At 57.8% G+C, this 23,340-nt stretch carries 19 protein-coding genes and 3 tRNA genes; 20 read left to right on the top strand and 2 right to left on the bottom strand.

Going from position 1 to position 23,340, the window contains the following annotated elements; genetic code table 11:
- The first annotated feature begins 134 nt into the window (after window positions 1-134).
- From leuB to PMYSY11_RS14125, 17 genes are all read left to right on the top strand, one after another.
- On the top strand, window positions 135-1,217 hold the full coding sequence (leuB, locus tag PMYSY11_RS14205; protein WP_150549573.1) for a 3-isopropylmalate dehydrogenase: 1,083 nt from the start codon (window positions 135-137) through the stop codon (window positions 1,215-1,217).
- A gap of 51 nt (window positions 1,218-1,268) precedes the next feature.
- Window positions 1,269-2,381 (top strand): aspartate-semialdehyde dehydrogenase, encoded by a 1,113-nt coding sequence (gene asd / locus PMYSY11_RS14200; RefSeq protein WP_090508634.1) that lies wholly within the window; start codon window positions 1,269-1,271, stop codon window positions 2,379-2,381.
- A gap of 129 nt (window positions 2,382-2,510) precedes the next feature.
- A complete protein-coding gene (locus tag PMYSY11_RS14195; RefSeq protein ID WP_150549572.1) occupies window positions 2,511-3,536 on the top strand; it encodes an aspartate-semialdehyde dehydrogenase in 1,026 nt (341 codons plus the stop codon).
- Between the two features lie 140 nt (window positions 3,537-3,676).
- Entirely contained in the window at window positions 3,677-6,760 is a 3,084-nt protein-coding gene (locus PMYSY11_RS14190; RefSeq protein ID WP_150549571.1) for a motility hub landmark protein FimV, read from the top strand.
- Between the two features lie 3 nt (window positions 6,761-6,763).
- The gene (gene truA / locus PMYSY11_RS14185; RefSeq protein ID WP_150549570.1) at window positions 6,764-7,630 is read left to right on the top strand and encodes a tRNA pseudouridine(38-40) synthase TruA; all 867 of its coding nucleotides are present in this window, start codon (window positions 6,764-6,766) and stop codon (window positions 7,628-7,630) included.
- Window positions 7,631-7,686: 56 nt separating this feature from the next.
- The gene (locus PMYSY11_RS14180) at window positions 7,687-8,307 is read left to right on the top strand and encodes a phosphoribosylanthranilate isomerase (RefSeq protein ID WP_090508630.1); all 621 of its coding nucleotides are present in this window, start codon (window positions 7,687-7,689) and stop codon (window positions 8,305-8,307) included.
- 226 nt (window positions 8,308-8,533) lie between these two features.
- On the top strand, window positions 8,534-9,445 hold the full coding sequence (accD, locus tag PMYSY11_RS14175; protein WP_150549569.1) for an acetyl-CoA carboxylase, carboxyltransferase subunit beta: 912 nt from the start codon (window positions 8,534-8,536) through the stop codon (window positions 9,443-9,445).
- The gene (gene folC, locus PMYSY11_RS14170) at window positions 9,442-10,749 is read left to right on the top strand and encodes a bifunctional tetrahydrofolate synthase/dihydrofolate synthase (protein WP_150549568.1); all 1,308 of its coding nucleotides are present in this window, start codon (window positions 9,442-9,444) and stop codon (window positions 10,747-10,749) included. Before accD ends, folC begins: the two co-directional genes overlap by 4 nt.
- Window positions 10,733-11,362, top strand: a complete 630-nt coding sequence (locus PMYSY11_RS14165; RefSeq protein ID WP_150549567.1) for an SPOR domain-containing protein — start codon at window positions 10,733-10,735, stop codon at window positions 11,360-11,362. The genes folC and PMYSY11_RS14165 overlap by 17 nt, the downstream gene beginning before the upstream one ends.
- A 140-nt stretch (window positions 11,363-11,502) precedes the next feature.
- Window positions 11,503-12,057 carry a CvpA family protein gene (locus tag PMYSY11_RS14160; RefSeq protein WP_150549566.1) on the top strand — a complete coding sequence of 185 codons (555 nt, stop codon included), beginning with the start codon at window positions 11,503-11,505 and terminating at the stop codon, window positions 12,055-12,057.
- A 46-nt stretch (window positions 12,058-12,103) separates the two neighbouring features.
- The gene (purF, locus tag PMYSY11_RS14155; protein WP_069899047.1) at window positions 12,104-13,609 is read left to right on the top strand and encodes an amidophosphoribosyltransferase; all 1,506 of its coding nucleotides are present in this window, start codon (window positions 12,104-12,106) and stop codon (window positions 13,607-13,609) included.
- Between the two features lie 155 nt (window positions 13,610-13,764).
- Window positions 13,765-14,976, top strand: a complete 1,212-nt coding sequence (locus PMYSY11_RS14150; RefSeq protein ID WP_150549565.1) for an O-succinylhomoserine sulfhydrylase — start codon at window positions 13,765-13,767, stop codon at window positions 14,974-14,976.
- Between the two features lie 23 nt (window positions 14,977-14,999).
- Window positions 15,000-15,764 (top strand): SDR family oxidoreductase, encoded by a 765-nt coding sequence (locus PMYSY11_RS14145; protein WP_150549727.1) that lies wholly within the window; start codon window positions 15,000-15,002, stop codon window positions 15,762-15,764.
- 400 nt (window positions 15,765-16,164) lie between these two features.
- Window positions 16,165-16,240: transfer RNA gene (locus tag PMYSY11_RS14140), tRNA-Val, on the top strand.
- Window positions 16,241-16,272: 32 nt separating this feature from the next.
- Window positions 16,273-16,349 (top strand) — tRNA-Asp (locus PMYSY11_RS14135).
- Between the two features lie 105 nt (window positions 16,350-16,454).
- A tRNA-Asp gene (locus tag PMYSY11_RS14130) sits at window positions 16,455-16,531 on the top strand.
- Window positions 16,532-16,619: 88 nt separating this feature from the next.
- Window positions 16,620-16,772: a hypothetical protein gene (locus tag PMYSY11_RS14125; RefSeq protein WP_172929108.1), complete on the top strand. Its 153-nt coding sequence runs from the start codon at window positions 16,620-16,622 to the stop codon at window positions 16,770-16,772.
- Between the two features lie 21 nt (window positions 16,773-16,793).
- On the opposite strand, the gene PMYSY11_RS14120 is transcribed toward PMYSY11_RS14125, so the two are convergent.
- Window positions 16,794-17,831: an AraC family transcriptional regulator gene (locus tag PMYSY11_RS14120; RefSeq protein WP_069899043.1), complete on the bottom strand. Its 1,038-nt coding sequence runs from the start codon at window positions 17,829-17,831 to the stop codon at window positions 16,794-16,796.
- Entirely contained in the window at window positions 17,828-18,961 is a 1,134-nt protein-coding gene (locus PMYSY11_RS14115; RefSeq protein WP_150549564.1) for a carbon-nitrogen hydrolase family protein, read from the bottom strand. Before PMYSY11_RS14115 ends, PMYSY11_RS14120 begins: the two co-directional genes overlap by 4 nt.
- Before the next feature lie 212 nt (window positions 18,962-19,173).
- Between PMYSY11_RS14115 and PMYSY11_RS14110 the strand changes: the two genes are divergently transcribed.
- From PMYSY11_RS14110 to PMYSY11_RS14100, 3 genes are all read left to right on the top strand, one after another.
- On the top strand, window positions 19,174-21,207 hold the full coding sequence (locus PMYSY11_RS14110) for an NADPH-dependent 2,4-dienoyl-CoA reductase (RefSeq protein ID WP_150549563.1): 2,034 nt from the start codon (window positions 19,174-19,176) through the stop codon (window positions 21,205-21,207).
- Between the two features lie 43 nt (window positions 21,208-21,250).
- On the top strand, window positions 21,251-21,661 hold the full coding sequence (locus tag PMYSY11_RS14105) for a nuclear transport factor 2 family protein (protein WP_090508623.1): 411 nt from the start codon (window positions 21,251-21,253) through the stop codon (window positions 21,659-21,661).
- Between the two features lie 304 nt (window positions 21,662-21,965).
- A complete protein-coding gene (locus PMYSY11_RS14100) occupies window positions 21,966-23,339 on the top strand; it encodes a chromosome partitioning protein ParA (protein WP_150549562.1) in 1,374 nt (457 codons plus the stop codon).
- Window position 23,340 lies beyond the last annotated feature (1 nt).

Genomic DNA, 23,340 nt, shown 5'->3' with positions numbered 1-23,340 from the left:
CTTGAGCGCTATTGCTAGCGCCGCGCCGAGCCTGTGTAATACCCGGCTCGGCATGGCTTTAGTGACAGCTTAAGGCGCTACACCCGATTATTGATGGCGCGCCAATGGCAGCCGCAGAAGAACATGAGGAAAGCATGAGCAAGCAGATTCTGATTCTCCCCGGTGACGGTATTGGCCCGGAAATCATGGCCGAGGCGGTCAAGGTGCTGGAATTGGCCAATGACAAGTTCAAGCTCGATTTCGAGCTGAGCCATGACGTTATCGGTGGCGCGGCTATCGACAAGCACGGCGTGCCGCTGGCAGACGAGACGCTGGCGCGTGCGCAAGCAGCCGATGCCATTCTGCTCGGTGCTGTCGGTGGTCCGAAGTGGGACAAGATCGAGCGCGACATTCGCCCTGAGCGCGGCCTGCTGAAAATTCGTGCGCAGCTGGGTTTGTTCGCCAACCTGCGTCCGGCCATCCTTTATCCGCAACTGGCTGATGCTTCCTCGTTGAAGCCGGAAGTGGTGGCGGGGCTGGATATCCTGATTGTTCGTGAGCTGACCGGGGGCATTTACTTTGGTGCGCCACGCGGCACCCATGAGCTGGAAAACGGTGAGCGTCAGGCCTACGACACACTGCCTTACAGCGAGAGTGAAATCCGCCGTATCGCCCGCGTTGGTTTCGACATGGCCCGTGTGCGCGGCAAGCGTCTGTGTTCGGTCGACAAGGCCAACGTATTGGCGTCCAGCCAGCTATGGCGTGAAGTGGTTGAAGAGGTTGCCAAGGACTATCCGGATGTCGAGCTGTCGCACATGTATGTCGACAACGCGGCCATGCAGCTGGTGCGTGCACCGAAGCAATTCGACGTGATGGTGACCGACAATATGTTCGGTGACATTCTGTCGGATGAGGCTTCCATGCTCACCGGTTCTATTGGCATGCTGCCATCGGCATCCCTTGATTCGAACAACAAGGGCATGTATGAGCCGTGTCACGGTTCTGCACCGGATATCGCCGGCCAGGGCATTGCCAACCCGCTGGCAACCATTCTTTCGGTTTCGATGATGCTGCGTTACAGCTTCAACCAGCTTGAAGCGGCAGCTGCTATTGAACAAGCCGTCAGCAAGGTGCTTGATCAAGGTCTGCGTACTGGCGACATCCACTCTGCGGGCACTCAAAAAGTGGGCACTGCGGCAATGGGTGATGCGGTCGTCGAGGCCCTGCGTAGTTTATAAATTTCTGGATGCCGGAAGCTCCGGCACACTGTTCACATAGGTGTAGTTGTTATGAAGCGTGTAGGACTGATCGGTTGGCGTGGCATGGTAGGTTCCGTGCTGATGCAGCGCATGTTGGAAGAGCAGGATTTCGACCTGATCGAACCCGTGTTCTTTACCACCTCCAATGTTGGTGGCCAGGGCCCGGCTATTGGTAAAGACATTGCGCCACTCAAAGATGCCTACAGCATTGATGAGCTGAAAAGTCTGGACGTGATTCTGACGTGTCAGGGCGGCGACTACACCAATGAAGTGTTCCCGAAGCTGCGTGAAGCGGGCTGGCAGGGTTACTGGATCGACGCGGCATCTTCGCTGCGTATGGCTGATGACGCAGTCATTGTGCTCGATCCGGTCAACCGCAAAGTGATCGATCATCAACTCGATGCTGGCACCAAGAACTACATCGGCGGCAACTGCACCGTCAGCCTGATGCTGATGGGCCTCGGTGGTCTGTTTGAAGCGGGTCTGGTTGAGTGGATGAGCGCCATGACTTATCAGGCGGCCAGCGGCGCGGGTGCGCAGAACATGCGCGAACTGATCAAGCAAATGGGTGCGGTTAACAGCTCGGTTGCCGATGAGTTGGCTGATCCGGCCAGCGCGATTCTGGACATCGATCGCAAAGTGGCTGAAGCCATGCGCGGCGAGTCGTTCCCGACTGATAACTTCGGCGTGCCTCTGGCGGGCAGCCTGATTCCTTACATCGACAAGGAGCTGCCAAACGGTCAGAGCCGTGAAGAGTGGAAGGCGCAGGCTGAGACCAACAAGATTTTGGGTCGTTTCAAGAGCCCGATTCCGGTCGACGGCATCTGCGTGCGCATCGGCGCCATGCGTTGCCACAGCCAGGCATTGACCATCAAACTTAACAAGGATGTGCCAATCTCGGACATCGAAGGTTTGATCAGCCAGCACAACCCATGGGTCAAGCTGGTGCCAAACCATCGCGAGAGCAGCATTGCTGACCTCAGCCCGACGTCGGTAACCGGCACCCTGAACGTACCTGTCGGTCGTCTGCGCAAACTCAATATGGGTTCGCAGTACCTGGGCGCGTTCACTGTTGGTGACCAATTGCTGTGGGGCGCGGCCGAACCATTGCGGCGTATGCTGCGTATCCTGCTGGAGCGTTAATTCGCCCGCTACAGGCTGCCATTTGCCGAAGAGCGATTTCTACGGGTTGATTGACCCGTGGCAATCGCTCTTTTGCGTTTAAGAGGTGCACTATAGAGTGCATGTCCGGATCTGATCAGAAGTGATGTTATGAGTGCGACTGTTGATGTAGCTGTAATCGGTGCCACCGGCGCTGTCGGTGAGGCGTTGGTGCAAGTGCTCGAAGAGCGTGATTTTCCGCTCAAGACCTTGCATCTGCTGGGCGTGGATGAGGCTGTTGGCCACAGCGTAACGTTCCGCGGCAAGAACCTGCGGGTGCGCGCTGCTGACGAATTCGACTTCGCCAACGTGCAGGTTGCCTTCTTTGTTGATGAAGCCGATGTCACCCGCGAGTGCCTGGAGGCAGTGCGCCGTGGTGGTTGTGCGGTGATTGACCTGAGTGCAGGGTTGCCGGCCGGGCAAGCGCCGATTGTGGTGGCTGACGTTAACCCGCAGGTGATGGCTTCGCTAAAGGCGCCTTACTGGGTGAGCAGCCCGGCAGCGGTGAGTGTGGCGCTGAGTTGTGTGCTGGCGGCCATTGCCGGGCAGGTTGAAGTGACACGCGCCAGTGTAACGGCGTGCTTGGCCGTCTCGAGCCGCGATCGCCAAGGCGTGACTGAACTGGCGCGCCAGACCGCAGAGTTGCTCAACGCGCGGGCAATGGAGCCGCGTCTGTTTGACCGGCAAATCGCGTTTAACCTGCTCGCTCAAGTTGAAGAGCCGGACAACAGTGGGCATGGCGCGTTGGAGCGGCGCATAGGTAATGAATTGAAAACACTGCTGACACGCCCGCAGCTCAAGGTCGCGGTGACCTGTATTCAGGCGCCGGTATTCTTTGGTGACAGTCTTAACGTATCGCTGCAAACCGAAGCTGCTGTAGATATACCGGCAGTTTGCGCGGCGCTGGATGCGTCGCCGGCAATCGAATACGTAGAGCCAGGCGATTATCCGACCGCGGTTGGCGATGCGGTGGGGCAAGATGTGATCTATGTCGGGCGAGTGCGCGGCGGGATTGAAGATGAAAGGGAAGTCAATTTGTGGATTACGTCTGATAATGTACGAAAAGGTACTGCTGTCAACGCAGTGCAGTTAGCTGAGTTATTGATAAAAGACCATCTGTCAAAGATACTTACCTAGAAGTTTGAAGAATCTTTCGAGCTTGGCAACACTGGTTTAATTAATTATCGAGTGCTCAGCTGACATCAGCTATGTGCCCTCGATAGTTATCAAGATCCTCTCGCTTGCCGGGAAAAAAAGATAAAACTAAGGATAACGATATGATTCGGGTTCGCAAACTGGTGCTGGCGATTGCGGCGGCCTCGGCACTCTCCTCCGGTATGGCGCAGGCGCTGGGCTTGGGCGAGGTGACGTTGCGCTCAGCGCTTAACCAGCCACTGGTCGCTGACATCGAATTGCTGGAGGCACGCGACCTGGGTAATCAAGAAGTGCTGCCCAAGCTCGCCTCTCCGGATGCGTTTACCAAGGCGGGTGTGGAACGTGCTTACTTCCTCACCGATCTCAAGTTCACCCCGGTAATCAAGCCTAACGGCAAGAGCATCATCCGGGTGACATCGAGCCAGCCGGTGCGCGAACCGTATCTGAATTTCCTGGTTGAAGTGCTGTGGCCGAATGGCCGTGCGCTGCGTGAATACACCCTGTTGCTCGACCCGCCACTGTACTCGCCGCAAGCCGCTGCCGCCGCAGCGCCACGCGCACCGGTAACCGGTTTGCAGCAACCTGCAGAAACCCGTACAGCCAAGGCGTACGCCTCCATGCCGGCAGCCTCTGCGCCAACTCCGGTAGCACCGGCGCCTGCTCGCGAGTCCTCGGCTTACCGCGGGCCAGCAGCTGAACCGACCCAGACGCCGAAAGTCAGCGCTGAAACAGCGGGCGTTTACAAGACCAGCAGTGCCGATACCCTGTGGCAGATTGCTGAGCGCACGCCGGGCAATGGCAGTGCTCATCAGAAAATGCTGGCAATTCAGGACCTCAATCCGGACGCTTTCATTGATGGCAACATCAACCGCCTGAAGCGTGGTCAGGTCTTGCGCCTGCCGGACGATCAGCAGATCAACAGCCGTACTCAGCCGCAAGCCATCGCCGAAGTTCGCCAGCAGAACACCGCCTGGCGCGCGGGTACTACTGCTGCGGCTGATCCGCGCCAGCTGGATGCCACCAAACGCAACGCTGCGGGCGCGGCACCTGCTGAAATCAAAGAAGATGACAACCTCAAACTGGTTTCAGCTGAAACCGGCAAGGCGACTGCCGGTGCTGACACCGGTAAGGTCGACACCAAAGTACTTAGCAACAAACTGGCAGTGACCGAAGAGAGCCTCGACTCGACTCGTCGCGAAAACGAAGAGCTGCAGAGCCGCATGGGCGATCTGCAAAGCCAGCTTGATAAACTGCAACGCCTGATCCAGCTCAAAGACAGCCAGTTGGCCAAGCTTCAGGCTGAATTGGGTGAAGACGGTACTGCCGCCGCTGCCGCTGGTGTAGCTGGCGCCGCTGCAGGCGCCGCAGCCGATAACGCTGCAGCTGGCGCGTCTCCATCGAATGAATCTGGCACTGATGCTTCGGGAAGTTCCCCAGCCGGTGATGTGGCAGCCGATCCTGCGGCAGGCGAACCTGTGGCAGCCAACGCTGCGGCAGCCGGCGCTGCGCCAGCCGATGCCTTAGCCGGCGCTGAATCTGCCGATGCTAATGCAGCCGCCGGCACAGAAACCGCCGACACAGCTTCCGCCAACGCTACGGCAGCCGATGCTGCGGCAGGCGGTCCTGCGGCAGGCGACCCTGCATCTCCTCAAGCACAGGCCACGCAAGCTCCGGCTGAAACCGATTACAACTACAGCGAAGAGCCTGAGTCGGACGAAACTCAGCCAGTCGTTGCGGATTCCGCTGCAGCGCCGGCACCTGCTCCGGCAACCACTGAGCCTACGCCTGCGCCAACACCGGCAGATGCGCCAGCAGAGGAGAGTGCGCTGGACAGCTTGATGGCCAATCCAATGTTGCTGGGTGCAACTGCGGGTGGTGCGCTGCTGTTACTGCTGTTGGCACTGATGGCGGTATCACGGCGCAATGCGGCTAAAGAAGCTGCTGCGCAGGAAGAGCTGGCCGGCGATTACAATTTCGAGAATGATGTCGAGTTGCCGGCTGGCAGCCTTGATGAGCAGGACGCCGATACGGCTGTGACCGCGCATGAGGCAGGCGAGGAACCTGTTACCGCTAAAACCGCTGATGTATTGAGCGAGGCGGACATTTATATCGCTTACGGTCGCTTCAATCAGGCTGCCGAGTTGTTGGTTAACGCCATCAATGATGAGCCTCAGCGGGCCGACTTGCGCCTCAAGCTGATGGAGGTCTATGCCGAGATGGGCGACCGCGAAGGGTTTGTCCGTCAGGAAAGCGAGCTGCTTGATTTCGGCGGTTCGGCTGCTGAAATCGATCAACTCAAGGCGCGTTATCCGGCTATGGTTGTTGCTGGCGGTGCTGCCATGTTGATGGCAGCCGACAGCGCGGCGCTGGATGATGCTGAAAACTTCAATCTGGACGACTTGAGCATTGATGATGAGCCGCAAGCTCCTCAGGCGGCTCCGGTTCAGAGCGCAGCGCCGGCTGAAGACGATGCTTTCGACTTCGATCTGGATGATCTTGAAGACCTTGATGCCCCGACACCTGCGCCAGCGCAGCCGACAGTCGAGTCGACCACTGAAACTCATGCAGACAGTGATCTCGCCGGGTTTGAGGATCTGCAGCTTGATGAACAGTTGTCTGAAGAGCCGGTTACGCTGACGGACGAACTCGATGATTTCAATTTCGATTTCGCTGCAGATGAGCCACAAACACCTGCTGCCACGCCAGTTGCAGAGGATGAGTTCCTGCTCGACTTTGAGGATGAGCTGAGCGAAGACACCACCGCGATCACCCCAAAGGCAGAAGAGACGGCTGAATTCGATACCCTCGATTTGCCTGCTGATTTCGACCTGTCGCTGGATGAGACGATCAGCGCGGAAGACAAGCCTGAAGCCGCGGCGGAGTCCTTTGAGGTCAAGCTTGAAGATGTCAGTGGTGAGTTGGAGCAGCTTTCCGACAGCCTGGCAGAAAACCAGCCGGAGGAGATTGATCTTCCCGATGTGCCTGAAGTAACTGCCGAGTCGTTGGCGGCAGAGGACTTCGACGGTGAAGACGACTTTGACTTCCTGTCCGGTACAGATGAAACTGCGACCAAATTAGATCTGGCGCGAGCCTATATCGATATGGGTGATGCCGAGGGTGCCAAAGACATTCTCGATGAAGTCATCGCCGAAGGTAACGATGGTCAGCAGCAAGAAGCTAAAGAGCTGATCGCTAAATTGGTTTGATACATGTCCGAAGCTTTTCCAGAAACGGCGGCCAACTCGGCCGCCGTTGATCTTTTCAGGGTCGCCCTCGGCGTTGAATACAACGGTTCACGTTATCGTGGTTTTCAGCGGCAAAAAGATGGCGTGCCTACCGTTCAAGGCAAGCTTGAACAGGCCTTGAGCAAAGTCGCCGGTGGTGCGCCAATCACGCTGAGTTGCGCCGGGCGTACCGATGCTGCGGTTCACGCAAGTGGACAGGTGGTGCATTTCGATACGCACGTCGAGCGCTCGACACACGCCTGGATGATGGGCGGCAACATGAATCTGCCGCATGACATCAGCATTTGCTGGGCCAAGATCATGCCGTGCGAATTCGATGCGCGTTTCTGTGCCCAGGCGCGGCGCTACCGTTATGTCATCTATAACGACCAGATTCGACCGGCGCACATGGCCGAAGCTGTCACCTGGAACCATCGTCCGCTGGATATCGAGCGCATGCGCGAAGCGGCCAAAGCATTTCTGGGAACACACGACTTCAGTGCTTTCCGCGCGCGTCAGTGTCAGGCCAAGTCGCCGATCAAGACCGTTCACCACCTTGAGCTGCTGCAAACTGGCCGGTTCATCGTGCTGGATATTCGCGCCAATGCCTTTTTGCATCACATGGTGCGCAACATCGCCGGTGTGCTGATGACCATTGGTGCGGGTGAGCGACCTGTCGAGTGGGCCGCCGAGGTGATTGAAAGCCGCGTACGTCGCACCGGTGGTGTAACCGCGCACCCTTACGGGCTGTATCTGGTGCAGGTCGATTATCCGGATACGTTCGAGTTGCCGTCCCGTTACTTGGGGCCACACTTTCTATCCGGCTTGCCTGACGTGAGGACTGACGGCTGAAAGGCCTTTTGCTACCATCGGTCGTATAGCGTTTTATCTGCTCAAGGAACTCACCGTTGTCAGTTGTTCGCAGCAAGATCTGTGGCATTACCCGCATAGAAGATGCACTGGCTGCGATTGCCGCCGGTGCGGATGCAATTGGCCTGGTGTTTTATCCGAAAAGCCCGCGTGCCGTGAATATTGCTCAGGCGCAGGCTATTCTCGCTGCGCTGCCGCCATTCGTGACCACTGTTGGTTTGTTTGTGAATATGCCGCGTGAGCAGTTGAACGCGTTGCTGGCGCAGGTGCCGTTGGACTTGCTGCAATTTCATGGTGATGAGACCGCGGCGGATTGCGCCGGTTACAACCGGCCCTTTATCAAGGCGTTGCGGATCAAGAGCGATGATGATGTGGCGGCCATGATTGGCGAGTATCCGGCGGCCAGTGGCATTTTGCTCGATACCTTCGTGCCGGGAATCCCCGGGGGAACTGGCGAGGCATTTGACTGGTCATTGGTTCCTAAGGGGCTTGATACGCCGATAATTCTTGCTGGCGGTCTCACGCCCGAGAATATTGCCAGCGCGATTGCGCAGGTTCAGCCGTATGCTGTTGATGTCAGTGGTGGAGTGGAAGCAAGCAAAGGGATCAAGGATGCTGCTAAGGTACGTGCGTTTGTTGCAGCAGTAAGAGCGTGCTGATGGTTCGATGAACTGCGCGACCTGATGTGACGGCTGACCGATCAGTGCCGTCCAAAAGTGCAGGTTGCAAGTGATGCAATTGAAGTCTGATCAAGGTGGCGGGTAATGGGCGTTGGTGGCAATTGCCGAATGCTGGTGCCGGCCCCTCAAGTGACTGCACTCGTGAATTTGCCTGATTGCGTTATTGTTAGCGCGGGCGGGCCTACAGCTTTGGAGAGTTAAGAGCATGAGCAACTGGTTGGTAGATAAGCTGATCCCTTCGATCATGCGTTCCGAGGTCAAGAAGAGCTCGGTACCGGAAGGCCTGTGGCACAAATGCCCATCGTGTGATGCGGTGCTGTACAAACCCGAGCTGGAAAAGACCCTGGATGTCTGCATCAAGTGCGGGCATCACATGCGTATCGATGCACGTACGCGTCTGAATATTTTCCTCGATGCCGAAGGCCGTGAAGAAATCGGTGCCGATCTTGAGCCGGTCGATCGCCTGAAGTTTCGCGACAGCAAAAAGTATAAAGACCGCCTGGTGGCAGCACAGAAGCAGACCGGCGAGAAAGACGCGTTGGTCGCGTTCAAAGGGCAGCTGCAGAGCATGCCGCTGGTAGCCGTGGCGTTCGAGTTCTCGTTCATGGGCGGCTCCATGGGTGCAATCGTTGGTGAGCGCTTCGTGCGTGCCGCCAACGTGGCCTTGGAGCAGCGTATCCCGATGGTGTGTTTCTCGGCCTCAGGCGGCGCACGTATGCAGGAAGCGTTGATCTCGCTGATGCAGATGGCCAAGACCTCGGCTGTGCTGGCGCGCCTGCGCGAGGAAGGCATTCCGTTTATCTCGGTGCTGACCGACCCGGTTTACGGCGGCGTTTCGGCCAGTCTGGCCATGTTGGGTGATGTCATCGTTGCCGAGCCTAACGCGCTGATCGGCTTTGCTGGCCCGCGGGTTATCGAACAGACCGTACGCGAGAAGCTGCCAGAAGGCTTCCAGCGCAGCGAGTTCCTGCTGGCGCACGGCGCTATCGATATGATTATTCCGCGCGCAGAATTGCGTCCGCGTCTGGCGCGCCTGTTGGCGCAGTTTACCGGCAAGCCAACACCTGCTCAGAAAGTAGAGGCCCCGGTCGAGGCTGCGGTAGCGACTGCTGAATGACCCAACGTTCTTTGGCAGATTGGCTTGCCTATCTGGAGCAACTCCACCCCGTTGCAATTGACATGGGGCTGGACCGTTGTCGCGCCGTAGCTGAACGCATGGGCCTGGCCCGGCTTGCACCACGCGTTATCACGGTTACCGGCACCAACGGCAAAGGCTCGACCTGCGCGTTTATCGCATCGCTGCTGAAAGCTCAGGGCCTCAAAGTGGGCGTTTACAGCTCACCGCACCTACTGCGCTACAACGAGCGGGTGCTGTTCGATGGCCAGGAAGTCTCGGACGAGCAACTGTGCGAAGCCTTTGCTGCGCTGGAGCAAGTGCGCGGTGATATCTCGCTGACTTACTTCGAAATGGGCACGTTGGCGGCGTTTTGGCTGTTCCAGCGCGCAGGTTTGGACGCTGTGGTGCTTGAAGTGGGCCTCGGCGGTCGCCTCGATACGGTCAATCTGGTGGACGCCGATTTGGCGGTGATCACTTCGATTGGCGTGGATCATGTTGAATACCTCGGTGATACCCGCGACAGCGTAGCGTTTGAGAAAGCCGGTATCTGCCGGCCGGGCAAGCCTGCGTTGTGCGGTGACTTGCAGCCGCCGCAGACGCTGCTGGATCAAGTTACCCTGATTGACGCGCCGCTGTTTCTGCGTGGGCGCGACTTCGATCTGGCGCGGAGCGATGACTATTGGTCGTGGCGCGGTGTGGACGGGGCAGGGCAGAGCCTGACATTGACGCAATTGCCGGTGCTGGATTTGCCTCAGGAAAACGCCGCGCTTGCGTTGCAGGCTTATGCGTTGCTCGACTTGCCCTGGCAGCCGGAGGAACTGGCAGCTGCCTTGCAGGCTACCCGCGTAACCGGCCGGCTGGAACGGCGCACCATCAACTTCAGCGGCAAGACCCTCAAGCTGCTGCTCGATGTTGGTCATAATCCGCATGCGGCTGAATATCTGGCGGGGCGTCTGGCTGCTCGTCCACCGGCTGGCAAGCGCCTGGCGGTGTTTGGTTTGTTGGGCGACAAGGCCTTGGCCGGCGTGGTCGAACCCTTGCTTGAGCATGTGGCGGATTGGGCTGTAGCCCCTTTGCCGACCCTGCGTTCGCGTCCTGCGAGCGAACTTGCTGATTTTTTACAGGATAAAAACGCGGCAGTGGCGGTCTATAGCGATGTTCAGACTGCTTTAATGGCACAATGCGCGCAGGCTACGGAGCAAGACGAGATCTTGCTGTTCGGGTCGTTTTATTGTGTGGCCGAAGCCTTGGAATGGCTGGCCCGCCATGCCAAAGGGGAAGATCAGGATGGCTTTGCTGGATAAAGGATTCAAGCAGCGAATTGTCGGCGCGTTGGTGCTCGTTGCGCTGGCCGTCATTTTTTTGCCGATGCTGCTGTCGCGTCAGGATGAGTTGCGTCGGGTCTCGGTAGAAGCCCCGGCCATGCCCGCTGAGCCGCCTGCGGCTGAGGTCGCGCTTGATCCGGTGCCCGTGCCCCAGCCGGTGCCGGATGCCAGTATTGAAGAATCCGCGCCCGAGCCTGCCGATCCGGCTGCAGACACTGCACCTGAGCCCATTGAGCCGCTTCCGGCGCCGCCTGTTGAAGAGGCTCCTGCTGTTGCGCAAACGCCGGCCAAGCCAGTTGAGCCCGAGGCTGAGGCCGCGCCTGCGCCGCAGAAGCATCTGGACGCTAACACCTTGCCTGTCAGTTGGTCGGTGCAATTGGCCAGCCTGTCCAGTCGTGCGGGGGCTGAGAAACTGCAAGGCACTCTGCGCAGTCAGGGCTATGACGCCTATATTCGTACCTTCGATGGCATGAATCGGGTGTTTGTTGGCCCGTACATTGATCGTGGCGACGCCGACAAGGCGCGCGAAAAGATCAACGGCCAATTGAAACTCAATGGATTTATCGTTCGTTTCAAGCCGGAAGCCAACTGATTGATCACGGACTGTTCAGTGCTGAACCGTCCGTGGCAGCATCCCGTCATAGGTTTTTCATCCCAACGGCCAACCTTGGCTTACCCTGCGGGCAGCGGCTCTGCTAAAATGCTGCGCCTATTCAAACGGTAGCCTTCATCGTGGCATTTACCTGGGTCGATTGGGCGATTATCGCCATTATCGCCATATCAAGTCTGATCAGTCTGAGCCGTGGCTTCGTTAAGGAAGCACTTTCATTGCTCACGTGGATCGTCGCAGGCGTCGTTGCCTGGATGTTCGGCGGTGCCTTGTCGCAGCATCTCGACGCTTACATTCAAACACCTTCGATGCGGGTTATCGCAGCCTGCGCGATCTTGTTTATTGCCACATTGCTGGTGGGCGCACTGGTCAATTATCTGGTCGGTGAGCTGATTCGCGTGACCGGGATGTCCGGCACGGATCGTTTTCTCGGCATGGTTTTCGGTGGCGCACGCGGCGCCCTGTTGGTTGTGCTGTTGGTCGGCTTGCTCAGCCTTGCGCCTGTGCAGCAGGACATCTGGTGGCATGAGTCTGCCTTGATTCCACATTTTCTCTTGGTCGCTGACTGGTCAAAAAACCTGATCCTGGGTTTGTCCAGTGAGTGGCTCGCAAGCGGCGTCAGCGCACCTGCTGATCTGCCGTTCAAGGAGGTGCTCTCAATGCCTAAAACGCCTTGAGAGCCTCCAGTATTCAGTCTGTTTTATAACGTAGGGGTTGCGCCAAATGTGCGGCATTGTCGGTATTGTTGGTAAATCGAATGTCAATCAGGCGCTGTATGACGGTTTGACCGTTTTGCAGCACCGCGGCCAGGATGCTGCCGGTATTGTCACCAGTCATCAGGGGCGTCTGTTCCTGCGCAAGGATAATGGTCTGGTTCGTGATGTGTTTCAGCAGCGCCACATGCAGCGCCTTGTTGGGCACATGGGCATTGGTCACGTGCGTTACCCGACTGCGGGTAGCTCAAGTTCGGCCGAAGCGCAGCCTTTCTACGTCAACTCGCCTTACGGCATCACGCTTGCACACAACGGTAACCTGACCAACGTTGAGCAACTGGCTAAAGAGATTTACCAGTCCGACCTGCGTCACGTTAATACCAATTCCGACTCGGAAGTGCTGCTTAACGTGTTTGCCCACGAACTGGCTCAGCGCGGCCGTTTGCAGCCGACCGAGGAAGATGTATTCGCCGCGGTCAGCGATGTGCACAAGCGCTGCAAGGGTGGTTACGCCGTTGTTGCCATGATCACCGGTTATGGCATCGTCGGTTTCCGCGATCCGCACGGTATTCGTCCGATCGTATTCGGCCAGCGTCACACCGACGAAGGCGTTGAGTACATGATCGCTTCCGAGAGCGTTTCCCTCGACGTGCTCGGCTTTACCATGATCCGCGATCTGGCGCCGGGTGAAGCGGTTTACATCACTGAAGACGGCAAGCTGCACACGCGTCAGTGCGCCGAAAACTTTGAATACTCGCCGTGCATCTTCGAGCATGTATACCTGGCGCGTCCGGACTCGATCATGGACGGTGTTTCGGTCTACAAAGCGCGTCTGCGCATGGGCGAGAAGCTGGCTGAGAAGATTCTCCGTGAACGTCCCGAGCACGACATCGACGTGGTTATCCCGATTCCGGATACCAGCCGCACGGCAGCGCTTGAGTTGGCCAACCATCTGGGCGTGAAGTTCCGCGAAGGCTTCGTCAAGAACCGCTACATCGGCCGTACCTTCATCATGCCGGGCCAGGCGGCGCGCAAGAAGTCCGTACGCCAGAAACTCAACGCCATCGAGCTTGAGTTCCGCGGCAAGAACGTGATGCTGGTCGATGACTCGATCGTACGTGGCACGACCTGCAAGCAGATCATTCAGATGGCCCGCGAAGCCGGTGCCAAAAATGTCTACTTCTGCTCGGCGGCTCCAGCCGTGCGTTATCCAAACGTGTACGGTATCGACATGCCGAGCGCGCACGAGCTGATCGCCCACAACCGCACCACCGAGCAGGTTGCCGAGCTGATCGGCGCTGACTGGCTGATCTATCAGGATCTCGAAGACCTGGTTGATGCGGTGGGCGGCGGCAAGATCAAGATCGGCAAGTTCGATTGTGCGGTGTTCGACGGCAAGTATGTTACCGGTGATGTTGACGAGGCATACTTGGCCAAAATCGAGCGTGCACGTAACGATTCGAGCATGAGTATGTCGATGGTCAACAGCGCCATCATTGATTTGCACAACAACTAAGTCAGTGCCTTACAGCTGCTGTGCCCTTGTATCCACTGCCGCGCTCAATTGCGCAGGCAGTGTTGAGGGAGAGTCAGGCTTGTAGCAGCAGCTTTCGGCAGGGAACAAGCGGCAGGCGCACAGCGTTGCGCCATGCTCGCACCGAGGAAAAGCAGATGACGCAAGAATGGCAAGCAGGACGACTGGACAGCGACCTAGAAGGTGCTGCATTCGATACGCTGGCGGTGCGAGCCGGTCAGCGTCGCTCGCCTGAAGGTGAGCACAGCGAAGCAATTTTTCCCACCTCAAGTTATGTATTTCGCACCGCAGCCGACGCGGCTGCGCGCTTTGCCGGTGAAGTGCCGGGCAATGTCTATTCGCGTTATACCAACCCGACTGTACGTGCCTTTGAAGAGCGCATTGCCGCTATGGAAGGGGCAGAGCAGGCCGTAGCTACGTCCTCCGGCATGTCGGCAATCATGGCTATCGTCATGAGCCTGTGCAGTGGCGGCGACCATGTATTGGTGTCGCGCAGTGTGTTTGGCTCGACCATCAGCCTGTTTGAAAAATACCTCAAGCGTTTCGGCGTAGAAGTTGATTACGTGCCGCTGTCCGATCTGGATGCGTGGAGCGCTGCGTTCAAACCCAACACCAAGCTGCTGTTTGTCGAGTCGCCTTCAAATCCGCTGGCCGAGTTGGTCGATATTGCCGCGCTGGCCGAAATCGCCCACGCTCACAATGCGTTGCTGGCTGTCGACAATTGCTTCTGTACGCCAGCCTTGCAGCAACCGCTCAAGCTTGGCGCAGACATCGTCATGCACTCGGCAACCAAATATATCGACGGCCAAGGCCGGAGCATGGGCGGCGTTGTTGCCGGTCGTGCCGAGCAGATGAAAGAAGTGGTCGGCTTCCTGCGCACAGCGGGGCCAACCCTGAGCCCATTCAATGCCTGGATTTTCCTCAAGGGGCTGGAGACCTTGCGCATCCGCATGCAAGCGCATTGCGCCAGTGCGCAGTTTCTTGCCGAGTGGCTTGAGCAGCAGCCCGGTGTTGAGCAGGTCTACTACGCCGGTTTGCAGAGCCATCCGCAGCATGAGCTGGCCAAGCGTCAGCAAAGTGCATTCGGCGCAGTGGTCAGTTTTGAGGTCAAAGGCGGTAAAGAGGCAGCGTGGCGCTTTATTGATGCCACTCGGGTGATCTCGATCACCACCAATCTGGGTGATACCAAAACCACCATCGCCCACCCTGCAACCACGTCGCACGGGCGCCTGTCGCCGCAAGAGCGCGCGAATGCCGGGATTGCCGACAACCTGATTCGCGTTGCCGTTGGGCTTGAGGATCTGGCTGATCTGCAAAACGATCTGGCTCGCGGGTTGGCAGCGCTTTGACTGAGCAAGCCGAAATGGACTGGATGCAGGACGATGGTTCTGCGCTGGGCCATGTGGCGCTGGTCACCGGTGCCGCGCAAGGCATCGGTTTGGGCATTGCCGCGTGGCTGATCGCTGAAGGCTGGCAGGTGGTGCTGGCGGACATCGATCGCGCGCGCGGCTCGATTGTGGCCAAGGCGCTGGGTGAGAGTGCCTGGTTCGTGTCGATGGATGTCGCCGACGAGGCGCAGGTTACGACTGGCGTGGCAGAAGTGCTCGGCCAGTTTGGCCGCCTCGATGCGTTGGTGTGCAACGCGGCGGTGGCTGATCCGCATAACCCGCCACTCGAAAGCCTCAGTCAGTCGCGCTGGGAGCGCACCTTGGCCGTCAATCTGACCGGGCCAATGCTGTTGGCCAAGCATTGCGTGCCGTATTTGCGCGCACACCGTGGCGCCATCGTTAATCTCACCTCAACCCGAGCGCATCAGTCCGAGGCTGATACCGAGGCGTATGCTGCGTCCAAGGGCGGTTTGCTGGCGTTGACTCACTCGCTGGCAATCAGCCTGGGGCCAGAGGTGCGGGTGAATGCAGTCAGCCCCGGCTGGATCGACTCGCGTGATTCACAGGCGCGTCGTGATGAGCCACTGCGGGGTGATGATCATGCTCAGCACCCGGTAGGGCGTGTCGGCAAGGTTGAAGATGTGGCGGCGGCAGTTGCCTGGTTGCTGTCTGGCAGCAGTGCATTTGTCACGGGCCAGGAAATTGTTGTCGACGGCGGATTCAGCCGGAAAATGAATTACCTCGATTAACGGTTGAGCCCGTTGCGACCAAAGCAAAAGCCCCGAAGCGATTCGGGGCTTTTTTGTTTGCGAGTGCGGGGCCGCTGCCCATATAAAACTCAATCAGGCTTTAAATGATGATCAATGGCGGAATTATTGGCAGTGAACTTGAGTTAAATCGGTCAGCGGCAGAAATAATTTAAAAAATTACCTTTCACAGGGCATTAGCGCGTAATTCTGCAAAGCTCTCGATGTGATTGAAAAATAACCAATTTATTCGATTTTAGTAGCTGTTTTTTTGCGTAAACCTATTGACTGTTTCGCGCGCTGCATAAACACCTGATTATTTTGCACTTTTTAAGAAAAACTTTAAGCAGGGTATTGACTTAGGTGTGCCCCACGCGTAAATTTCGCGTCCTCACGAAGGCAAGGGTGATTAGCTCAGCTGGGAGAGCATCTGCCTTACAAGCAGAGGGTCGGCGGTTCGATCCCGTCATCACCCACCACTTCGAGAGTTGAACGAAAGTTCATAAAATGCGCAGCGGTAGTTCAGTTGGTTAGAATACCGGCCTGTCACGCCGGGGGTCGCGGGTTCGAGTCCCGTCCGCTGCGCCATATTTTCCATCTCAGGCTTGCCTGGGATGAGGTATCACAAACGAAGCGATTTGTTGTGATGCCAGATGAAGTAACGTGTTTACCGGGCGCAAGCTCACGTAACACGCAGCGGTAGTTCAGTTGGTTAGAATACCGGCCTGTCACGCCGGGGGTCGCGGGTTCGAGTCCCGTCCGCTGCGCCATATACGAAACCCTCAGATAGCAATATCTGAGGGTTTTTTATTGCCCGCGATTTACAGATATTCGCCTCTTGTCATAAATTCTTAATCGTTGGTTTTTATTCTGCTGCTGAACCTAAGCACATCGCAGAAAATCCTGAAGATTGAGGAGAGACTAATGGAAGACTATCAAGAAGAATTGCTCGAAGGCCGCGCGGGTGAGTTCGACCTGCCGGAGCTTGAAGAAGACGCTACCGAACTCTGAGGTTTGTCGATTTTAATCGCCTTAGCCGGCATTGCGCTGGCTGCGGCGAAACTCTCCCGGGGTTTGCTGGTTCCAGCGCTTAAAGGCGCGCTGGAAGGCCTCTGCCGACGCAAAGCCGAGCAGGTAGGCGATCTCGCCAAAAGCCAGTTCGGTGTCGCGAATATACGCCATGGCCAGGTCGCGGCGAGTCTCGTTGAGAATGCTGCGAAACTGCGTGCCTTCTTCGGCAAGTTTGCGCCGCAGCGTCCAACTCGGCAGTTGCAGGCGTGCAGCTACCTCATTCAAATCCGGCTCACGGCCGTGTAGCAATGGCCCCAATAGCAGGGTGATCTGTTCACGCAGGCTGCGGGTGCGGGTCAGTTGTTCCAGTTGCTGTTCACACAACTCCAGTAAATGCAGCCAGGTGCTTGGGCAGTGGTTCGGGTTGCGCCGGCTAAGGCTGGCTTGGTTCAAGCGCAGCTGGTTGTGGCTGCTGGCAAACTCGACCGGGCAGGCAAAGCGCTGTTGATAATGCGCGCTGTAAGCCGGTGCTTCGAATTCGATCTGGACCTTGTCGATGCTCAGCGCTTCGCCGCAGACGCTGCTGAGTTGTTGCAGCCAGCCAGACATCACGGAGTCGATCACAAAGCGGTTGTAGGCGTTGTAAGGGCTGATTGAGTAAAACCGCAGCCAGGCACCTTGCGGGTCTTCGTGCAGGCTCGACTGGCCCCGGTAGTTGGACGCGTACAGCGGCTCGAAGCGGGTCAGGGTCCGCGCCGCATCGCGCACTGTCGGCGCCTGCATGGCGGTAACACCGGCCAGCCCCAGCTGGCCCAGTTTAATGGCCTGGCCCATTAACAGGCCCAGTTCAGGAGTCCCGGTTTGCTCGATTGCCGCATGGCCGAGGCGCATGTAGCGCGGGATCGACAAACGCGCCCTTGGGGTCGCCAGGCGCGCGGTATCAAGGCCGTAGCTATCGAGCAGCGGCTTGGGGTCGTGGTCCAATCCGCGCATGGCGCCAGCCAGGCTGTCGATGAAGCCGACAGACAGATCGCCGAGGCGAACCCGCGGGCTGTTCATAACCAGATATTGATCAGGTGTGCGCCGAGCGCATCACCGGCCAGCGCATGTTCGCGGGAGTCGCTGGCGATACTGCGCCCGTCAATCGACATGCGCCACAATTGCCCACGGCTGAACACCAGTGCGCCGGCCTCGGCACCGCTGGCTTTCAGCTGATTGGGTATGGCCAATTGTTGCCAGGCATTGGCTTCGGTCGATTGCGCTTCCTTGAGTGCGATGAAAGCGGGTTCCTGAGCACCTTTATTGCCGCGCCACGGCTTCTCCCACTGATTCTTGCCTTTGATAAAGGCCGGGATTGCCAGCAACTTGATGTCGAGCTTGGCCAGCGCTGCATAACTGTCCGGATACCAGCTGTCTGTACCGATTAATACGCCCAGTTTTCCGGCGGGCGTATCAATGGCGTGCAACTGCTCCAGAGGAGCGGCAGCAATAAAGCGCCGTTCGCGGCTGGAAAGATGCACCTTGCGCTGCGCCGGGCCAATGATTGAGCCGTCCGCGCCAAACACTACGCTGATGTTGTACAGCGGGCCGTCATCGATTTTTAGCTGGCCAGACTCTACGCGGGGTTCGGGCAGCACAATCGAGCCTGCGACCAAGGTAATGCTGAACTCCTTGGCCAACTCGCCGAATAACTGTTGATAGTCCTTGGCCATCTGTTTGGCCTTGAGGCGGAACAGGGCGTCACTGAATTCCTTGTCGCTGGGCGTTTCCATCAGCGCCTTGGGAATTGCCAGCGGATGGCTGGCCGTCAGCCAGCCGATGGCCTCTACCAGGCTGTCGCTTTGGTAGAACTCGGGCTTCTCGCCGCTGGCCACCAGCCAGGTACCAATATGCTCAGGCAGCACGGCCACGGTTTTGCTATTGAGCAGGCCTTTGTCGCGGGCTTTTTGCAGATAGGCCGCCAGCTTCAGGTGCAAGGTTTCGCGGCTCTGATAATCGCTGGCATAGAGCAAGGGTTGAATGCCCAACAGATTCCCGCGCTCACTCGGCTGGCCCTGATTGACGCTGAGTTGGCTGCGCAGGTCGGTCAGGAAAATACCTACGTCCGGTCGCTGTTTGGCCCAGTACAGGTAGACGCCAGCGCCACCGATAATCAGCAGAAGCAGGGCGTACTTGGTCAGTTTGTGCATGGTGATTTCGCTGTCAGAATTTCTCCAGTCAGGGTAGGGGAGTCACGCGTCGTTGCCAAGTCGCCCTGTCATTTATGATCAATAATTTGTTATTTACAGTCATTGAGGCAAAGCCTTCAGCTACTTATTGTGCAGCTCATACCGACTGCGATCCGTGAATGTCCCGAGATTGCAGCACTCCGTGAATTGCACTGTTTGAACTGGAGATCGCCATGAGCGCTTTGTATCCCAACCTGCTGGCCCCGCTCGACCTGGGTTTCACCACGCTGAAGAACCGCACATTGATGGGTTCGATGCACACCGGTCTTGAGGAGAAACCGGATGGTTTCGAGCGCATGGCGGCCTACTTTGCCGAGCGCGCCCGTGGCGGTGTCGGCCTTATGGTGACCGGCGGTATTGGCCCGAACGTGGAAGGCGGCGTTTACTCCGGCGCGGCCAAGTTGACCACGGTTGAGGAAGCCGAAAAGCACAAGATTGTGACCCGCGCCGTGCATGAAGCGGACGGCAAGATCTGCATGCAGATTTTGCATGCGGGTCGTTATGCCTACAGCCCCAAGTCCGTTGCGCCTAGCGCCATTCAGGCGCCGATCAACCCGTTCAAGCCGACCGAGCTGGACGAGGAGGGTATCGAGAAGCAGATTGCCGACTTCGTCACCTGCGCCTTGCTCGCACAGCAAGCCGAGTACGACGGCGTTGAGATCATGGGTTCCGAAGGTTATTTCATTAACCAGTTCCTCGTTGCGCACACTAACCAGCGCACGGATCGCTGGGGCGGCAGCTATGAGAACCGCATGCGTCTGGCGATTGAAATTGTCAGCCGCGTGCGCAAGGCAGTAGGACCGAATTTCATCATCATTTATCGCCTGTCGATGCTCGACCTGATCGAAGGCGGCAGCACCTGGGATGAAGTGGTCATGCTGGCCAAGGCCATCGAGAAGGCCGGTGCGACCATCATCAATACCGGTATTGGCTGGCACGAGGCGCGTATCCCGACCATCGCCACCAAGGTGCCGCGCGCTGCATTTACCAAGGTCACGGCCAAGTTGCGTGGCCAGGTCAGCATCCCGCTGATCACCACCAACCGTATCAATACCCCGGAAATCGCTGAGCAAGTGTTGGCCGAGGGCGACGCCGACATGGTGTCGATGGCGCGTCCATTCCTGGCTGATCCTGAATTCGTCAACAAGGCAGCGGCGGGTCGCAGCGACGAGATCAACACCTGCATCGGCTGCAACCAGGCCTGCCTTGATCACACCTTCGGCGGCAAACTGACCAGCTGCCTGGTCAACCCGCGCGCCTGTCACGAGACTGAACTCAATTACATTCCGACTGTTGCTGTGAAGAAGATTGCAGTCGTCGGTGCTGGCCCTGCTGGTCTGGCTGCAGCCACGGTTGCGGCTGAACGCGGCCATTCGGTGACCCTGTTCGACTCGGCTGAAGAAATTGGCGGGCAGTTTAATGTCGCCAAGCGTGTGCCGGGTAAAGAGGAGTTCTTCGAGACTCTGCGTTACTTCGATCGCAAGCTGAAAAGCACCGGTGTCGATGTACGCCTGCAAACCCGCGTCAGCGCCGATGACTTGATCAAGGGCGGTTACGACGAGGTGATTCTGGCCACCGGTATTGCGCCGCGCACGCCTGAGATCCCGGGTATCGACAACCCTAAAGTGATCAATTACCTGGATGCGATTTTGCAGCGCAAGCCGGTCGGTAACAACGTGGCGGTTATCGGTGCGGGCGGCATTGGTTTCGACGTTTCCGAGTTCATCACTCACGCCGGTGCTGCAACCAGTCTCGACCGTGATGCGTTCTGGAAGGAGTGGGGCATCGACGCTCAACTGGATGCCCGTGGCGGCGTTGCCGGTATTCAAGCTGAGGTGCATGCACCTGCACGCCAAGTCTTCCTGCTGCAACGCAAAAAAACCAAGGTCGGCGACGGTCTGGGCAAAACGACTGGCTGGATCCATCGCGCGGGCCTGAAAAACAAGAACGTGCAGATGATCAACAGCGTCGAATACCTCAAGGTTGATGACAACGGTCTGCACATCAGTGTTGCCGGCGGTGAGCCGCAGGTATTGCCGGTGGACACTGTAATCGTCTGCGCAGGCCAAGATCCGCTGCGTGAACTGCAGGATGGTCTGGTCGCCGGTGGGCAGAGCGTTCACCTGATCGGCGGCGCAGATGTGGCGGCTGAACTGGACGCCAAGCGTGCAATCAATCAGGGATCGCGACTGGCTGCTGAACTCTGAGACGGCTCGACATTAACAATAAAAACGGCAAGGAGCTTCTATCATGCAACAAGCACTGGATTTACAGCCCGCTGTGGCGGCATCGCTCGAAAAGTGGCACGCGATGATCGCCGCCGGGAATCTCGCCGAATTGCCGGCGATGCTCAATCCGCAGGCGGTGTTTCGTTCGCCCATGGCATTCCACCCTTACGAGGGGGCAGCCAAGGTGGCGCATATTCTCAACACGGTTTTGCAGGTGTTTGAGGACTTTCGCTATCACCGCGAGCTTGCCACTGGCGATGGCTTGAATCTGGTGCTTGAGTTCAGTGCGCGGGTCGGCGAGCGTGAGCTTAAAGGCATCGACATGATTCGTTTCGACGAACACGGCAAAATCTGCGAGTTCGAAGTCATGATCAGGCCGATGTCAGGCTTGCAGGCACTGGGTGCCGAGATGGCGCGCCGACTGCAACTCTGAGTCGCGGTCACAAAACGACCATAAGCCGGGTGCTATAAACAGCCCCGGCTTTTTTGTGCCCAGGCTATTTAGTGACTATTTTTTGACTGCGCGGGATTGACGCTAGCTTCCAAGCCGATCACAGTTTCAGCCTGCTGTTTGCTCATCTGGGCGTATGCGCAAGTCGCTTGCCAACCCGATCACACTGCCAGGTTGAGGTTTTCTCCTAGACTTGCGCAGCGATGAAGGGCTGCCGCATGGACTATTTTCTTGCGCGCATGCATTGCCAGCTGTCAGGGCTGATGAATCAAGGGATGTGACACGGATGCAGAAAAAACCGAAGACGGTTGAAGCCGTTCTGTTCTTCAATGAGCAGGGCGGCATCTGTACGCAAATGCTCTACCCAGAGTTTGAGGCATTGCTCGATGGCGTGGTCAACATGCCCAGCTATGTCGGCAAGCAGGTGCGTATGGTCCACCTGTCCATCAATCCACGGCTTAAAATTCGTTCGGTGGTTTGTTTTCTGTTGGAGTTCGACGAGAGCGGTCGCCCCGACAAGAGCTGGAACATTCCCCTCCAGCATTTGGCTGAGCGGGCGGGGCGCGGCCCTGATCTGGGCGCGGGCCCGATCCGCCTGGCCTGCCGAAGCCAATGTCCGGTTTCCTGGCACCAGGGTCATTTGTGGGACCCCAATATGGCGCCCGGCAAGAACCATTTGACGGCTGCCAGAGAAGCGATTACCCGCAACACGCTGGGCCTGCTGGTTGAAGACGAGGCGAGCGTGGCGGCCAGCGCTGCAGAGCTGCAAGTCAGTGGCGAAGAAAACTGGCACATTGCCGACTCGCCGCGAGCGGGTGATCCGGATGCGCTGGAACTGGCCGAGAAGATCAATCAGGAGCAGCGGGTCAAGGCTGCACAGTTGATCAAGCAACAACGCCTGCGCATCACCAGCCTGACTAAACAGTACGAAGAGGAGCTGGCCAAACTTAAGTTTACCAGTGCCGATTTCTCAGCTGAGCAGCAGGAAAAGGTCCGGCTTGCCGAGGAGTCGCTCCAGCAGCAAGTCGAGCTCAATGTTGCGCTCAAGGCCCAGCTGGCGATTCAGGCGGCGACCTTCCAAGCCTCTCGGGAAGAGCTCACTGAGCAGCTGAATCGCCTCGAACGTGACGATAAATCCTCTACCGCAGCGCTGCGCAAGCAGTTTGAAAGCGAGATCAAAGCGCGGATCAACACCGCAGTGGTCGAATACCAAGAGCAGATTGCATCGTTGCAGAAGAACCTCAAGCGCGCTGAGCAGAAGAATACCAAGCTGCAGGCTGAACAGCAGCGGCTGCAGCACGAACTCGAACATGCATCTAGCCAAACCGGCGAGCAAGTGCTGGAACGGCTCGCCAAGCTGGGCGTGGTCTTTGTTGTTTACCATCCAGGCGCGGGCCATCTGACTATTCCGCTGAAGGACATTACCCACTATCAGCGCAACACCATGGCGTATGTGGCTGCCAAGTGTTTCGTTGGCGAAGACCAGTACCGTCAGTGGCTGGAACACTACCAGCAGCCGTGCTGTGTAGCCTTGTTGCCGAGCGGTGAACGCTGCTCGATTCCGATTGACCGGGTCGATAGCCCGAGCCGCTTTGTCGCCGACGAGTCGAACTGTTGTGCCCGGCACATGGTCGCAAGTCGCATGCAGACTACCGGCTAGC

It is taken from the genome of Pseudomonas marincola (genome assembly GCF_900682675.2).
Lineage (GTDB): Bacteria > Pseudomonadota > Gammaproteobacteria > Pseudomonadales > Pseudomonadaceae > Aquipseudomonas > Aquipseudomonas marincola.
The sequence above is the reverse complement of the archived record's forward strand: the minus strand, read 5'-3'. Positions and strand labels throughout refer to the sequence as shown.